The sequence below is a fragment of the Streptomyces sp. SID13666 genome (assembly GCF_010548325.1).
Classification (GTDB): domain Bacteria; phylum Actinomycetota; class Actinomycetes; order Streptomycetales; family Streptomycetaceae; genus Actinacidiphila; species Actinacidiphila fildesensis.
Map to the genome: position 1 here is coordinate 268,249 of NZ_JAAGLX010000001.1, position 14,049 is coordinate 282,297.

The following is a 14,049-nucleotide window of genomic DNA, read 5'->3' on the forward strand; positions in this document are numbered from 1 at the left end:
TCAGGACCTCCGGGGAACGGCGGACGGGACGGTCTCGGTGGGTTCGGGCGGCAGCAGACGACGGATCAGCTGATGCACCGCCTCGATCGCCTCGGGTACCGCGGCGCAGACAGCCTCACTGAGCCCGATGCCTTCGTCGATTCCGGCGGGAGTGCAGCCCACGAGGTAGGTGACGGGAAGAGTACCGCCCAATTGATCCAGATTTGCCAGAACTGACACCGGATTCATGCCATGCGCGTCGAATTCACCCGTACCGAGGTGCTCCGCGGTGATCTCCAGCACCGTCACCTCCCCGGGAGGACCGCCCCCGGGGTAGGTGTCGACCAGCACCAGGGCGTCGTACCCGTTGAGCAGGTCATAGGCGAGATGCATACCGCGGATCCCGTAGTCGACCACCTGGACCCGTGACGGGAGGCCGCCGGGTCCGGCCAGTCGGCGCACCACCTCGGGTCCGAAGCCGTCATCGCCGAGAAAGAGATTGCCGACGCCCGCGACCAGCACACCGCCGGTCACGTCAGGACCTGCTCCCTCGCTCACATCGAACGCATTCTCAGATACCGGCGGATGTCGGGGATCGACTTCACTCCCACAGCCACGACGACCAGTGCCACGGCCGCGGCCACGCCTGTGGTGATCACGCCCAGGGTTCTCATGGGGTCTCCTCTCGGTGTTCCTTGGAGCTCTCGACGGCCAGGGGCGCCAGCTCGTCGGGGGCGAAGTAGAAGTAACGGCCGTACCAGTCGTGCAGGTCCGACGCCGGATCGTCGACGAGGACCAGGGCGACATGCACCGCTCCGTCGACATCCGAGAGCACCGCGGTCACCCGCGCCACCTGGCCGGCGAAGAACAGGTCCTGCGCGTCCGCACGGCGGGACGGGTGCACCCGGACGAGGCTGCCCTTGGCCACCCGGACGCCGTTGATGACGACCGCGTCGGACTCGGGCTGCACCGCGGCGTCGGTCGCGGGATCCCACCACGGGACGCCACCGGTGTCGAAGGGATCGGCGTCGAAGGGGTCCGCGTCGAAGGGTGTCGGCGTGTCGGCAGGAGAAGGACCGGCGGGACCCGCCTGCGGCGCATGCGGATCGCGGAGCAGGCCGTGGAGCTGTTGCAGGTCCGCGGGCGACATGCCGTCGCAACGATCGATGATCTCCCGCGCCCGGGGGTCGGTGGCCCGGGCCTCCGCCTTCTCCTCGTCCGTCATGGTCATCACGCGCAGCGTCAGGATCTCGTCGATCTCGGTGGAGTCGAACAGGGCGCCCGCGCTCTGTTCCGCCACCTCAGGGTGGTCGTACAGGATGATGGGCGCGCCCAGCACGGTGTCGGTGGTCCCGCTCGGTCCCGCCAGCACCGGCCAGCACCGCCGCTGCCGACAGCGGCCGGCCGCACCGGCCGCCTCGTCGGGGGGTTCGAGCAGCGAGACGAACCCGGCCCCGTGCGCCTGCAGGAGCAGATGCGAGCCGATCAGTGACGCGCGGATCGCGGCGTCCTTGTCGGCGGCCGTGTCCGGGTGCTCGTTGTCCACCGACACCGACAGCCGTACGAAGCCGTCGTCGGCCGTCCAGCGGGTACGGATCCTGGCCGCCAGTGGTTCGCGGCGTCGCACGATGCGGCCCACCTCGGCGCCGTTCGGATCCGTCAGCGGTTCGGTCTCCGATCCGCCGGTGATGCGGTGCAGTTGATCGAGTTCCTCGTTCCAGGCGAGTGCGGGCAGGATGACTTCCCGCTCCACCGCCTCGTCCCAGCTCAGCACCGACACGCCGTCCACGGTGAGCTGCTCGACCGGGGTGTAGCCGCCGTCCTCGTCGCGCCGTTGCACCTCGCGGACCTGCAGCTGGAGGAAGCGCAGATGGATCGTGACGCCACCGGGCGGCTCGTGCGGGGCCGTGAGGAGGCACTGCATCTCCATGCCCGGGTCCTCACTGAAGCTCGCCGCGGACGCGGACGGCGGCCCGAGGACTCCGAACTGCCAGCGTGACCGGTTCTTGTGCGAACTCGCCCGGTACGGGTAGAGCAGGTATCCCTCGTAGAGCACCGCGTCGGCGATCGTGCGGACGTGGTCGAGGCTCACCGGGCCGGCGGGGCTCAGCGCGTTCACAGGACCACCTCGCCGATGTCGGCCAGCAGGGTGTGCACGGTCTCGTCCCAACTGATCAGCCCGCGCCGGGCGCGGAAGTCGGCGATGCGGTCGAGCACGTCCTGGTCCAATCTGATCCAGCCGGAGTTCGGGAAGTAGGACGCGATCATCTGCCGCCACACCGTGACCGGCATCTGATGGCGGGCCTCGCAGTCCCAGGGCACCTGCCGTACGCCGAACCCTGCGGTCCCCTTGGTGAACACCGTGCCGGAGAAGAGCAGCGTCAGCGGCACCGAGCCCTCGCCGAGGGCGTGCAGATAGCGGGAGCCGATCACGTCGAAGTCGTACGTGCAGGGCAGGGCGAGGTCGACCTCGGTGGTACCGGTGAACCCCTGCACCGTCGTGTTGCACTGCATCCAGAGGAAGGGCTTGAGGGTGTCGGACCAGCGCTCCCGATCGCCGAACAGCCCGCGCAGCCCGTCCTGTTCGGCGGCGTCGTAGTGCCGTCGCTGCGGCTCGATGCGGACCTGGCAGCGCAGCACGATCGCGTGGATCCGCTCGCCGCTGTCCTCCTCGATCCGCAGCCGCGCGGTGAGTTGCGGCGCGACGGCGTACGGCTCGGCGACGACGTCGAGCACGGAGAAGCCGAGGCCGGTCACGACCGGTCGTCCAGGGTCGCGGGCCGGCTGCGCTCCGCCACGTGGGCGAAGAACGCGTCCATCGCGTCGTGCGCCTCGCGGCCGCCGTCGAAGCCGCGCCACAGGGTCCGCAGCCTGCCGACCAGTTCGTAACAGGCGTCGATGGGCACCAGATGACAGGACCCGCCGGAGCCGTCCCCGCGGCGCACCAGCAGCGCCTCCACATCGGGGAGCAGGACGTCCAGTTCGGGGTTGGCCTCGACGATGGTGTCCCAGGCGTCCAGCGGCAGTTCGGACTCGGTGGCGCCCGCGGGGCCCGGATAGAACGCGATGGTGCGGCCCTGGACGGAATTGCGGAACAGGAAGGCCAGCCCGACCGGGATCTGCAGGGTGTCCCAGGTCCGTTCGTCGACGGTCGGACCGTCGAAGGACAGATACCGCTCGGGGACCGCGCGATAGCGCAGATGCGCGTCCTGATCGCTGAACAGCAGGTAGCAGGCCCGGCAACTGCACATCAGGGCCCGGCTCTCCAGGTTCACCACATGCGAGTGACCCGGGTCGATCGACTCCGCGCACATCTCGCAGCGTTCCCCGGCAACCGGTTGCGGGCGGTTGCGCGTCACCCGGAGCAGGGAGGCCACGGGTGACGCCGAGCGGCTTCCGCTGATCATGTCGCCGCCGGGGTGGGTACGGCGAGCGAGACGGTCGCGCCGTCCGCGAGCAGCGGCAGCGGGTCCAGGTGCAGGTCCGCCGCCTCGACGCAGGCACCGGCCCGCCGCACGTCGTAGTGCGCAAGGCAGGCGGGGCACCGCAGCACCCCGTCGTCGGAGGCGCCGCCCAGCCGCCGGGCCAGTACGGCGCCCTCCAACGGCCGGTCGCACCGGGCACAGCGGTCCCGGAAGGCGAAGAGGTCCGAGCCGATACGGCAGGCCAGCACCGGGACGAGCCCGGCGGTGAACCGGGTGACGGCACCGGGTTCGAGGCCGGCCAGTTCGGGGACGAGCTCCCAGGACGAGCCGGAGTCGTCAGGAGCGGGAACCGTCTCGTGGAGACGGGAGAACAGCGCCTCGACCGGGACCATCGGCCCGGAGGCTCCGGACTCCCCGTCCGTGGTGGTCTCGACCTCGATCGTGATGATCTCCGGAGCGGCCGCCTCGACGGCGCCCTGCACGGCGAGCTTGAGGGTGGCCGAGGAGGACGGGCAGCCGTCGCAGCTGCCGAGCAGCCGCAGCCGGACCACGCCGTCGTCGGACACACCGAGCAGCTCCACGTCGCCGCCGTGCGAGCCCAGATAGGGCCGTACGCTCTCCAGCGCCTGCTCGACGCGCGTCTCCACGCTGTACGGGTGCAGGCCGTGCACGAGCAGCAGACTCGTCACCAGCTCGTCCGCGGCGAAGGAGGCCAGGACGTCGCCGCTGAGACGACCCTGCTCGTACAGCAGGTCGAGCAGCCGTTCCAGCCCGGCACCGTAGAAATCGGTGACGAGCCGGACCAGTTCCTCGCTGCGTTCGCGCGCGATGGCACCCCCGGACGCACTGGCGGCGATCAGGGTGTCGATGCGCTCACCGGTCACCCGCCAGTCGGACGGCGCGGAGGCGGACGGTGCGGAGCCGGCCGTTGTCACTTCGGGCGCGGGGGACGCGCTGTGCTCCGCCACGTCATTCACTGCCTGCGGACTGGGTGGGGGAGTGCAGCCGCTCGATCTTCTTGCCCTCGCCGAGGTACATGTGCACGCCGCACGGCAGACAGGGGTCGAAGCTGCGCACCGTGCGCATGATGTCGATGCCCTTGAAGTTCTCCCGGTCGTTCTCCTCGAAGATCGGCTGGCCCTGCACCGCGTCCTCGTAGGGTCCCGGTGTGCCGTAGGAGTCGCGCGGGCTCGCGTTCCACGGAGTCGGCGGGTACGGGTGGTAGTTGGCGATCTTGCCGTCGCGGATCACCAGGTGATGCGAGAGGACGCCGCGCACCGCCTCGGTGAACCCGCAGCCGACCGCCTCTTCCGGGACCTCGAACTTCTCCCAGGTCTTGGTGCGTCCCGCGCGGATCTCCACGAGCGCCTTCTCCGCGAAGTGCAGCGCGCAGGCGGCCGCGTACGCCTGGAAGTAGGTGCGCGCCCGGTTGCGCTCGATGGTGTTGCTCCACTGCGGGATGCGCCATTCCAGCTCCACCGGACCCTTGAGCGCGGTCTTGGGGAGATTGATCTGCACGCTGTGGCCGGTGGCCTTGATGTAGCCGATGTCGACCAGCCCGGCCAGCGCCGTGGTCCACAGCCGGGCCAGCGGTCCGCCACCGGTGTCGAGGGCGAGATAGTCCTTGCCGTCGAACCACCGCGGTGACATCACCCAGCTGTACTTGTCGCCCAGGTCCCGCTTCTGCGGCTGCGGGTTGGTGTGCTGGTTCCACGGGTGCCGGCGGTCGACCGGATTGCCGAGCGGGTCGTGGGTCACGAACATCTCCTGCTCTTCCCAGTCGTTGTAGTACGACGAGCCGAGCAGGATGCGGATGCCGAGGTTGATCTCGACCAGGTCGGTGGTGACCAGTTTGCCGTCGACGACGACGCCCGGGGTCACGTACATCTTCCGGCCCCAGTCGGTCATGTCCTTGTACTCGAAGTTGCAGTGTTCGGGATCCTGGAAGGAGCCCCAGCAGCCGAGCAGGATGCGGCGGTTGCCGACCATCTCGTACCCGGGCAGCGCCTCGTAGAAGAAGTCGAAGAGATCGTCGTGCATGGGCACGACCTTCTTCATGAACTCGACGTACCGCTGGAGCCGGGTGATGTAGTCGGTCATCAGCTGGATCGTCGCGACGGTGCCCACACCGCCGGGATAGAGCGTGGAGGGGTGCACGTGGCGGCCCTCCATCAGACAGAACATCTCCCGGGTCATCCGGCTCACCTGGAGTGCCTCACGGTAGAACTCACCGGTGAACGGGTTGAGCGAGCGCATGATGTCGCCGATGGTCTTGTACCCATGGGCTTCCGCGTGCGGGGAGTCGGTCCGATTGGCCTTCTCCAGCACTCCGGGGTTGGTCTCGGCGACCATCTTCTCGCAGTAGTCGACCCCCACCAGGTTCTCCTGGAAGATGTTGTGGTCGAACATGTACTCCGCGGCTTCGCCGAGGTTGACGATCCATTCGCCGAGGTGCGGCGGCTTCACCCCGTACGCCATGTTCTGCGCGTAACAGGAACACGTGGCGTGGTTGTCACCGCAGATCCCGCAGATCCGGCTGGTGATGAAGTGCGCGTCGCGAGGGTCCTTGCCCTTCATGAAGACCGAGTAGCCGCGGAAGATGGAGCTCGTGCTGTGGCATTCCGCGACCACGCGCTGCTTGAAGTCGATCTTCGTGTAGATGCCCAGGCTGCCGACGATGCGGGTGATGGGGTCCCACGCCATCTCCACCAGGCCGTCCTTGCCCTGGGTCCCGCTGCCACCCTTGCGTTGCGTCGCGGTCATTGCGCCGCCTCATCTTTCTGTCTGTTGCGGTGGGTCACCAAGTGCGGGTGGCACCGGTCGTGAGGTCTTTTCCGGGCTTGCGCCACTTGGGCTCCCGGTCGAGCGTGTGCGTCGTGATGTGGCGCAGCCGCCGCATGGTCGCGCCGTACAGTCCGACGGTGTTCGTGGAGAGCTTTCCGCCGGGGGGCTCGTCCATGAACGGCATGAACTTGTCCGGGAATCCCGGCATGGTGCAGCCGATACAGATTCCACCGACGTTGGGGCAGCCGCCGATACCGTTCATCCAGCCGCGCTTCGGCACGTTGCATTTCACGGTGGGGCCCCAGCAGCCGAGCTTGACGATGCATTTCGGCGAACCGTATTCGGTCGCGAAGTCGCCCTGCTCGTAGTAGCCGGCCCGGTCGCAGCCCTCGTGCACGGTCTGGCCGAACAGCCAGGCCGGACGCAGTGCGTCGTCGAGGGGAATCATCGGGGCCTGGTCGGTGGCCATGTACAGCAGATACGTCAGGGTTTCCGAAAGGTTGTCCGGCTGGATGGGGCAGCCGGGGACACACACGATCGGGATTCCGGCCTTGGACTTCCAGTCCCAGCCCAGATAGTCCGGCACTCCCATGGCCCCGGTCGGATTGCCCGCCATGGCGTGGATGCCGCCGTAGGTCGCGCAGGTGCCGACCGCGACGATGGCGGTGGCCTTCGGGGCCAGCCGGTCGAGCCACTCACTGGTGGTCATCGGCTGACCGGTGGCGGGATCGTTGCCGAAGCCCGACCAGTAGCCCTCGTCGTGCAGCTGTTCGTTGGGGATCGACCCCTCGACGACCAGCACGAACGGTTCCAGTTCGCCTCTGTCGGCCTTGAAGAACCACTCGAGGAAGTCGTCGGCGCCGCCGGTGGGGCCGCATTCGAAATCGATGAGCGGCCAGTGCACGGCCACCTGGGGGAGGCCGGGCAGGGCGCCGAGGGCGATCTCCTCGATGCTGGGCTGGGTGGCGGCGGTCAGTGCCACTGAATCGCCGTCACAGCTGAGACCCGCATTGATCCACAGAACATGGATCAATGTTTCTTCCGCTTTCATTGCAGCCTCTGTCGGCATAATGCCGCCGCCTTCCGGGGCCGGCGGCAGATCCGCCGCGCTGCGGGGATCGCCTTCGGCTCGCACGTGTGGTGTCGCTCACATTGGTACCATCTAGACTCCGTCAGAGCGCGCTGTCAACACGGGAATCCGCTCGATGGCCGCGGGCTTATCGGCAATCATCCGTGGCTCGTATTGGGCCGAACGAGTGATTCACGCGCGAGAGGCCACCGGTCGTATGCGATCCGGCCGGTCACGGAATGTGCCATTTGACGGTGACGCTGGAGCGAGGCGCTGATGCATGAATTGTCGATCACGCAGAGCGTCGTCGACGCGGTATGTGAACGCGCCGCCGGGCGGCCGGTACAGGTGGTGACCGTCCGGGTGGGAATGCTGACCGCGGTGGTGGCCGACGCGATGCGTTTCTGCTTCGATCTGGTCACCGCGGGAACAGTGGCCGAGGGCGCGCGCCTCGAGATCGACCAGCCCGCCGGCGCTGGACACTGCCGTGCATGTGACACCGAATTCACCCTGGCCGATCTGATCCTCCTGTGTCCGTGCGGCAGCGCCGACGTGGACATCACCTCGGGTCAGGAGCTCCAGATCATCTCGATGAAAGTGGGCTGACGTATGTGCGGTACTTGTGGCTGCCACGCCGACGGCGGTACCGGGGGCGGGCACAGCCATCCGGTGAACGGCGAGACGATCACCCTTGAGCAGAGGGTGCTCGCCAAGAACGAGGATGTCGCGTCGCGCAACCGCGACTGGCTGGCCGGCCAGGGGATCGTGGCGGTGAATCTGATGAGTTCACCGGGAGCCGGAAAGACCACGCTGCTGGAACGAACGATCGGTGATCTCGCGGGCAGACGTGCGGTGTCGGTCATCGAGGGCGACCAGGAGACCACGCTCGACGCCGACCGGATCAAGCGGGCCGGATGCGCGGTGGTTCAGGTGAACACCGGGGCGGGATGCCATCTCGACGCGGAGATGATGCACACCGCCCTCGGGTCCCTGTCTCCCGCCCCCGGTTCGCTGATCCTGGTGGAGAACGTGGGCAACCTGGTGTGTCCCGCGATGTTCGACCTGGGTGAGCGCAGCAAGGTCGTCATCATCTCGGTCACCGAGGGCACGGACAAGCCACTGAAATACCCGTACATGTTCGCCGCCGCGGATCTGGTCATCATCAACAAGATCGATCTGCTGCCCTACGTCGACTTCGACGTCGACCGCTGCGCGGAGTACGCGCGGTCGGTGAATCCGAAGGTGCGGGTGCTGACGGTGTCGGCGACGACGGGTGAGGGGATGGATGACTGGTACGACTGGGTGGCGGAGCAGTACTGAGGCGCTCGACCGGTCCGTAGCGGGATGGCGTACGTACTGGCCGGACGTTCTCCGCCCGGCCAGTACACAGGTCGTGGCCCCGATCGGGCGGCGGCGTCAGGCCTGGGACCGGGAGGGATCGGCGGCACGCGCGGCACGCCACTCGGGGGCGAGCACCGACCAGATCTCGGTGTCCTGCCGGATGCCCCGATAGAGGGAACTCTCGCGCTGGACCCCGTCCCGGCTCATGCCGAGCCGCTTGGCCACGTTGATGCTCGGTGTGTTCTTCGAGGACACCAGCCACTCCACCCGGTGAATTCCGCGCTCCTCGACCGCCCAGTCGATGATCACACGCACCGCGCGGGTGACCAGCCCGCGGCCGGCGGCGGCCGGCTCCAGCCAGCATCCGGCCTCACAGGTCTCGGCCTTCGCGTCGAAGACCCGGAACAGGACGCCGCCCACGAGGAGCCCGTCGAGCCAGATGCCGTACAGCCGTCCGGCGTCGGCGGCGGTCCTGTCCGCGTACGACTGGAGCCAGTTCCGCGCCGAGTCGAGGTCGGCGGTCACGTCGGGGAGCCCGACGTGCTGGCCGATGTATTCGCGGCCGCGGTCCATGTGGGCGAGGAACTCCTCGGCCCGCCAGGGTTCCAGCGGCCGCAGTTCGGCTCCGTCACCCAGCGATATCGCGAACATTCTCGTCCTCCTCGGCGATCGTGCGCGGTCCATGGATCTTCGCACGGCGACCCGTGCGTTCCGTTGCTGCCCCGTGCCCCCTCCGGTGCGGGCCGAACGTCTCAGGCACGCTCGGCGGCGAACGGCCGGCCGGCGCCGAAGGCCAGGGCGCCGAAGCGGTCGCCCATGCGGCGGTGCGTGGCCGCGTCCGGGTGGAGCTGGTCGGGCAGCGGCAGCTCGGCGAAGTCCGCCTCACCGTAGAGTTCACGGCCGTCGAGGTAGTGCAGGTTCGGATCGTCGGCCGACCGCTGCTTCACGACACGGGCCAGTTCGTCCCGGATGACGTTGAGCGTCAGCTTCCCCGCGGCGCGTTCCGCCGGGTCGCCCGCGGCCAGGAACCGGATCTTCCCTTCACTCAGGTTGCTGAAGTCGGGTGCGCTGGGGCCCGGAGTGTCCTCGTGGATGGGGCACAGGACGGGGGAGACGACCAGCAGCGGAACGGTGGGATGCCCCTCGCGGATGGTGTCGAGGAAGCCGTGCACGGCCGGGGTGAAGGCGCGCAACCGCATCACGTCGGTGTTGACCAGGTTGATGCCGATCTTGACGCTGATGAGGTCCGCCGGGGTGTCCCGCAGGGCGCGGGCGGTGAACGGATCGAGCAGGGCGCTGCCGCCCAGACCGAGGTTGATCAGCGCCACGCCACCGAGGGAGGCGGCCAGCGCCGGCCAGGTCGTGGTGGGACTCGCGGCGTCGGAACCATGGCTGATCGAACTGCCGTGGTGCAACCACACACGGCGGCCGTCCTCCTCCGCCGCCTCCACCGGGGCGTCCGTGCGCAGCGCCACCAGCTGGGTGATCTCGTTGTAGGGCAGCCAGATCTCGACGTTCTTCATCCGGTCGGGCAGACCGGGGAACCGGACGGTGCCGACCGGTCCTGGCCGGTTCTCCACCGACCCGGTGGTCATGTCCACCAGCAGCACATTGCCGCCGGTCACACCGGCCTGCCCGGCGAGGCGGCCATCGACGAGCAGGTCGTACACGCCGTCCGGACGTGGCGGGGCGCCCTGGTAGGCCATCTTGGTGCGGAGGGTGTCCAGCTCGACCGCGGTGGCCCGGGTGCGGAAAACCAGCCGAACCCCGGAAGGCTGCGCCTCCACCATGGCCAGCTGCCCGTCGGAGCACTGCGCGCGGGCCCGCGCGGGCAGCCGGTGCGGCAGCACCCCGTGCTCGGTGAACTCCAGGTCGAGCGCGCCGCGGACGAGGTCCGCGGTGACGGGCGTGGTGGTCCAGTCCGTGCCCTGAGGCTCCGTGTCCTGGGACAGGGTGGAAGAGCCGGGGACGGGGTCGTGCTGAGACGTCATGATCCCACCTTGTCAACCGGTTACCGGGTCCGCACATGATTTACCGGTCCGCCGCCCCGAGCCCGGCGCCGAAGGCCGCTCGGAATCCGGTGGAGGTGCGCAACGTCCCCGGTCATGATGGGCGCCATGAGCAATCGTGTACCTCCCGTCCAGAGCCTGATCGTCGTCGACGTCCAGTCGGCCTTCGTCTCCGGTGCGGGGGCGGTGCCCGCGGCGGACCGGCTCGTGGACCGGACGACGGATCTGATCGCACGGGCCCGGAAGAGCGGTGCGCTCATCGTCCATCTCCAGAACGACGGTCCGGCCGGAGCGGAGGACGAGCCCCACACGCCCGGCTGGGAACTCCACCACCCCATCGAGGCCGGCCCCGCGGAGGTCGTGATCCGCAAGCCCAAGGACGATGGCTTCAACGGAACGTCACTGGGCACCCTGTTGACCGCATCGGGGGTGCACGCGCTCGCCGTCTGTGGGGTGATGTCCGAGATGTGCGTCCAGGCGACGGCCCGCACGGCTCTGGCGCTGGGATACCGGGTCGTTCTGCCGCACGACGCCCACGCGACGCAGGACATCCCGGCGGCACCCGGAATCAGCGACGGGATCCCGGCCGCCACGGTGTCACGGGTCGCCGAATGGGCCCTCGGCAACGAGGCCGAGGTCATCGCCCACGCCTCGGATGTGACCTTCGCGCCCCCGCTCCCGCGGTCCGCCGATCCCACCCGCGACTGATCGTGAGACCTCGGGCGGCATGATTGCCGCGCCTGCCGCGAGGGGGCAGGATGCGGGGATGCGCTTCTCGATCAACATTCCGAACTTCGGGGACTTCGCCGACGCAAGGGCGGTGGCGACGGTTGCCGCAGCGGCTGAGCAGGCGGGCTGGGACGGGCTGTTCGTCTGGGATCACGTGGTCCACGACAAGATCCAACGACGCGGCCAGGCCTTCGGGGATCCATGGATGCTGCTCACCGCCGCGGCGTTGGCGACCTCCCGGATCAAACTGGGCACGCTGGTCACTCCGGTGGCGCGCCGGCGTCCCCAGCAGCTCGCCCGTCAGGTGGCCACCCTGGACGCACTCAGCGGCGGACGGGTGATCTTCGGTGCGGGACTGGGCGGGCCGATCGAGGACGAGTACGGCAGCTTCGGCGAGCCGACCGACCCGGTCGTGCTGGCCGAGCGGCTGGACGAGGGACTGGACCTGCTGGGGCGCTACTGGTCGGGCGACCCGGTGAACCATCACGGGAAGCACTACGAAGTGCGGGACGTGACCCTGCTCCCCGCCACGGTGCAACGCCCCCGCCCGCCCGTCTGGATCGCCGGATTCTGGCCGAACCGTCCGCCGATGCGACGGGCCGCCCGCTGGGACGGCGCGGTTCCGCTGTTCACCTCCGCCAAACACGGCCACGTACCGCATGTCGAGGAGGTCGTGGACCTGGTCGCCTATGTCCGGCGGCATCGCGAGGAAGGGCACGTGGTGCCCTTCGAGTTCGTCCTCGGTGGCGCCAGCCCCGCCGACAGCGCCAAGGCGCACGACCTGATCGGGCCGCTGCTCGACGCCGGTGCCACCTGGTGGGACGAACGTCAGCTCCAGACCAGCGATGAACTCGACCGGCTCGCACCGGTGCTGCGCCGCATCGAACAGGGTCCGCCGGCCTTCTAGGCCGTCAGCCGACCCTGTTCAGCAGCCACTTCTGGGCGTCGGTCTGGTTGCTCTCCCACTGCTGGACGTTGGCGTGGTTGGCCGTGCTGGCGTTGTCGACGTCGAGGACCTTGCCGCTGTTGACGTTCGTCAGGGTGTGGCTGCCGCTCGCCAGTCGGTGGATCAGCCACTTCTGGGCGTTGGAGCCGTTGGCCTCCCACTGCTGGACGTTGGCGCCGTTGTGCGTGCCGGCGCCGCTCACGTCCAGAGCCTTGCCGCTGTTGGCGCTGATCACGATGTGGACGCCATCGCCGAGCGGGTTGATCCGCCACAACTGGGCCTTGGAACCGTTGGGTTGGTACTGCTGGACGTTGGCGCCGGAGGCCGAGGCGGCGTTCACCACGTCGAGTGCCTTGCCGCTGTTGACGTTGGCCAGGGTGTAGATCCCGGCGGTGAGCGAGGCGAGCTGCGGGGCGGGTTCCTCGAGCCGCACCGAGGAGACCGCGTCGTTCAGGTCCTCGATCGGACAGTCGTCGAGGAGGCCCGCACCCCTTGACCCGCTTCTCCGGACACCGGTCAGGCCCTGCCCCGGGTCCAGGCCGATCTCCCGGCCCCCGTAGTCCGCATGGTCGAAGCAGCCGACGTAGTACCGCGTGTGGTTCACGATCGACGAGGCGCGGTCGTTGAAGCCGTGGTCCTGGAGATCGGCGATGCTCTGGTCGGAGATCAGGATCTCGCCGGATCTGTTCCCCTCGTTGAAGTCGGCGTCGTCGTACAGCGCCCAGTAGTCCTCCGGACAGGCGTACCTGCCCGCGCCGCGGATGATCCTGACCGTCACGTCGCCCTCCCCGGTGTCGTCGCTACCGTAGGTGAGCGCGGGATTGCCCGTCCACGGTGCCGCGGGCCGAGCGGCGTGATCCGGTCAGGCCCGCCTCCGTGCACCCGCGAAAGGCCCGGTGCCGCGTTGCGTGGGGCAACGACCCAGGGGAATGCGCCTGGGCACCGGGCCTTCCGTGTGCTCTGCGGGGACCGCTCAGCTGTGGGAGACGGTCAGCCCGTAGAAGGCGACTCGCGCGCCCTTGGTGGTGCTGTCGGAGGACGACTGGTTGTACGAGCCGGCCTTGAAGTACTGCTTGTACGGGTTGAAGGACGACGGGATCGCGTAGTGCGTCGTGCTGCCGTTGACCGTCAGGTCGATCGTGTGACCGCCGGAGACGGCGATCGTGTAGCTCCACGTCTTGCCGACCGCCACGTGGCCGACGGTGTGCGGCGTCTGGCCGCCGGAGGGCGAGTTCTCGAGGCCCGCGACGATGTCGCCGTTGGAGTGGTAGTAGAGCTCGATCAGCGGCTTCGTGGAGGATCCGCCGGTGCCGAGGTGGATCTGTCCGACGCAGACGTTCGACGTCACGGACACCACGCGCAGCGTCGCGTTGAGCTTGTGGGCGCCGCTGAGCGACCAGTTCGCGGAGCTGCCGTTGGCGTTCATCTCACGGAGTTCGGAGCGGGCGTAGTTGGAGTTGGGGGTGGTGACGCCCTTCTCCGGCGCCCAGAAGGTCATGGCCCCGTCGCGGGTGTCGGTGTAGAAGTACGAGTCCTGGAACCCGTTCGGGCCCTGGAGCCGGGACGACGAGATGGTGGTCGGCGAGCCGGGGGAGCCGACCGGCTCCTGCAACTGCCATACGGACAGGTTGAAGTTGCCACCGGGCGCGACGGAGGGGGACGCCGCGTCGGCGTTGGCGCCCAGCAGGCCGAGCGTGCCGGCTATGCCCGCTGCGGTCGCCAGAGCGAGGACTTTGGAACGAAGTTTCATGTGGGGGGCCTTCCAGC

Annotated in this window: 15 protein-coding genes; 4 read left to right on the forward strand and 11 right to left on the reverse strand. The window is 68.7% G+C overall.

What is annotated here, in order from left to right; translation table 11 throughout:
* The 7 genes from G3I60_RS44965 to G3I60_RS01340 all read right to left on the reverse strand — a co-directional run bounded on the left by G3I60_RS44965 (position 1) and on the right by G3I60_RS01340 (position 7,257).
* Entirely contained in the window at positions 1-513 is a 513-nt protein-coding gene (locus G3I60_RS44965) for a hydrogenase maturation protease (protein ID WP_164292582.1), read from the reverse strand.
* 136 nt (positions 514-649) lie between these two features.
* Complete coding sequence (locus tag G3I60_RS44970; RefSeq protein WP_239069445.1) at positions 650-2,098, reverse strand: hypothetical protein; 1,449 nt, start codon at positions 2,096-2,098, stop codon at positions 650-652.
* Positions 2,095-2,736 (reverse strand): DUF6084 family protein, encoded by a 642-nt coding sequence (locus G3I60_RS01320; protein ID WP_164292581.1) that lies wholly within the window; start codon positions 2,734-2,736, stop codon positions 2,095-2,097. The genes G3I60_RS44970 and G3I60_RS01320 overlap by 4 nt, the downstream gene beginning before the upstream one ends.
* Positions 2,733-3,386 (reverse strand): DUF5947 family protein, encoded by a 654-nt coding sequence (locus G3I60_RS01325; protein WP_164292580.1) that lies wholly within the window; start codon positions 3,384-3,386, stop codon positions 2,733-2,735. The genes G3I60_RS01320 and G3I60_RS01325 overlap by 4 nt, the downstream gene beginning before the upstream one ends.
* Complete coding sequence (locus G3I60_RS44975; protein WP_198357854.1) at positions 3,383-4,372, reverse strand: NifU family protein; 990 nt, start codon at positions 4,370-4,372, stop codon at positions 3,383-3,385. The genes G3I60_RS01325 and G3I60_RS44975 overlap by 4 nt, the downstream gene beginning before the upstream one ends.
* 1 nt (position 4,373) lies before the next feature.
* Positions 4,374-6,167, reverse strand: a complete 1,794-nt coding sequence (locus G3I60_RS01335; RefSeq protein ID WP_138351532.1) for a nickel-dependent hydrogenase large subunit — start codon at positions 6,165-6,167, stop codon at positions 4,374-4,376.
* A 34-nt stretch (positions 6,168-6,201) separates the two neighbouring features.
* A complete protein-coding gene (locus G3I60_RS01340; protein ID WP_164292579.1) occupies positions 6,202-7,257 on the reverse strand; it encodes a hydrogenase expression protein HypE in 1,056 nt (351 codons plus the stop codon).
* Between the two features lie 276 nt (positions 7,258-7,533).
* On the opposite strand from G3I60_RS01340, the gene G3I60_RS01345 reads away from it, so the two are divergent.
* Both G3I60_RS01345 and hypB read left to right on the forward strand, forming a co-directional pair.
* A complete protein-coding gene (locus G3I60_RS01345; protein ID WP_164292578.1) occupies positions 7,534-7,863 on the forward strand; it encodes a hydrogenase maturation nickel metallochaperone HypA in 330 nt (109 codons plus the stop codon).
* A gap of 63 nt (positions 7,864-7,926) precedes the next feature.
* Entirely contained in the window at positions 7,927-8,577 is a 651-nt protein-coding gene (gene hypB, locus G3I60_RS01350) for a hydrogenase nickel incorporation protein HypB (RefSeq protein ID WP_244808964.1), read from the forward strand.
* A gap of 96 nt (positions 8,578-8,673) precedes the next feature.
* Here hypB and G3I60_RS01355 read toward each other — a convergent pair whose 3' ends face one another.
* Positions 8,674-9,249, reverse strand: a complete 576-nt coding sequence (locus G3I60_RS01355) for a GNAT family N-acetyltransferase (RefSeq protein ID WP_164292577.1) — start codon at positions 9,247-9,249, stop codon at positions 8,674-8,676.
* A 101-nt stretch (positions 9,250-9,350) separates the two neighbouring features.
* Complete coding sequence (locus G3I60_RS01360) at positions 9,351-10,589, reverse strand: GDSL-type esterase/lipase family protein (protein ID WP_164292576.1); 1,239 nt, start codon at positions 10,587-10,589, stop codon at positions 9,351-9,353.
* 126 nt (positions 10,590-10,715) lie between these two features.
* On the opposite strand from G3I60_RS01360, the gene G3I60_RS01365 reads away from it, so the two are divergent.
* Both G3I60_RS01365 and G3I60_RS01370 read left to right on the forward strand, forming a co-directional pair.
* Positions 10,716-11,315, forward strand: a complete 600-nt coding sequence (locus G3I60_RS01365; RefSeq protein ID WP_164292575.1) for an isochorismatase family protein — start codon at positions 10,716-10,718, stop codon at positions 11,313-11,315.
* A 58-nt stretch (positions 11,316-11,373) separates the two neighbouring features.
* Positions 11,374-12,243 carry an LLM class flavin-dependent oxidoreductase gene (locus G3I60_RS01370; RefSeq protein WP_164292574.1) on the forward strand — a complete coding sequence of 290 codons (870 nt, stop codon included), beginning with the start codon at positions 11,374-11,376 and terminating at the stop codon, positions 12,241-12,243.
* Positions 12,244-12,247: 4 nt separating this feature from the next.
* Here G3I60_RS01370 and G3I60_RS46665 read toward each other — a convergent pair whose 3' ends face one another.
* Positions 12,248-13,060, reverse strand: coding sequence for an RICIN domain-containing protein (locus G3I60_RS46665; protein WP_164292573.1), 813 nt, complete (start codon positions 13,058-13,060; stop codon positions 12,248-12,250).
* 195 nt (positions 13,061-13,255) lie between these two features.
* On the reverse strand, positions 13,256-14,032 hold the full coding sequence (locus G3I60_RS01380) for a polysaccharide lyase family 7 protein (protein ID WP_138351541.1): 777 nt from the start codon (positions 14,030-14,032) through the stop codon (positions 13,256-13,258).
* Positions 14,033-14,049 lie beyond the last annotated feature (17 nt).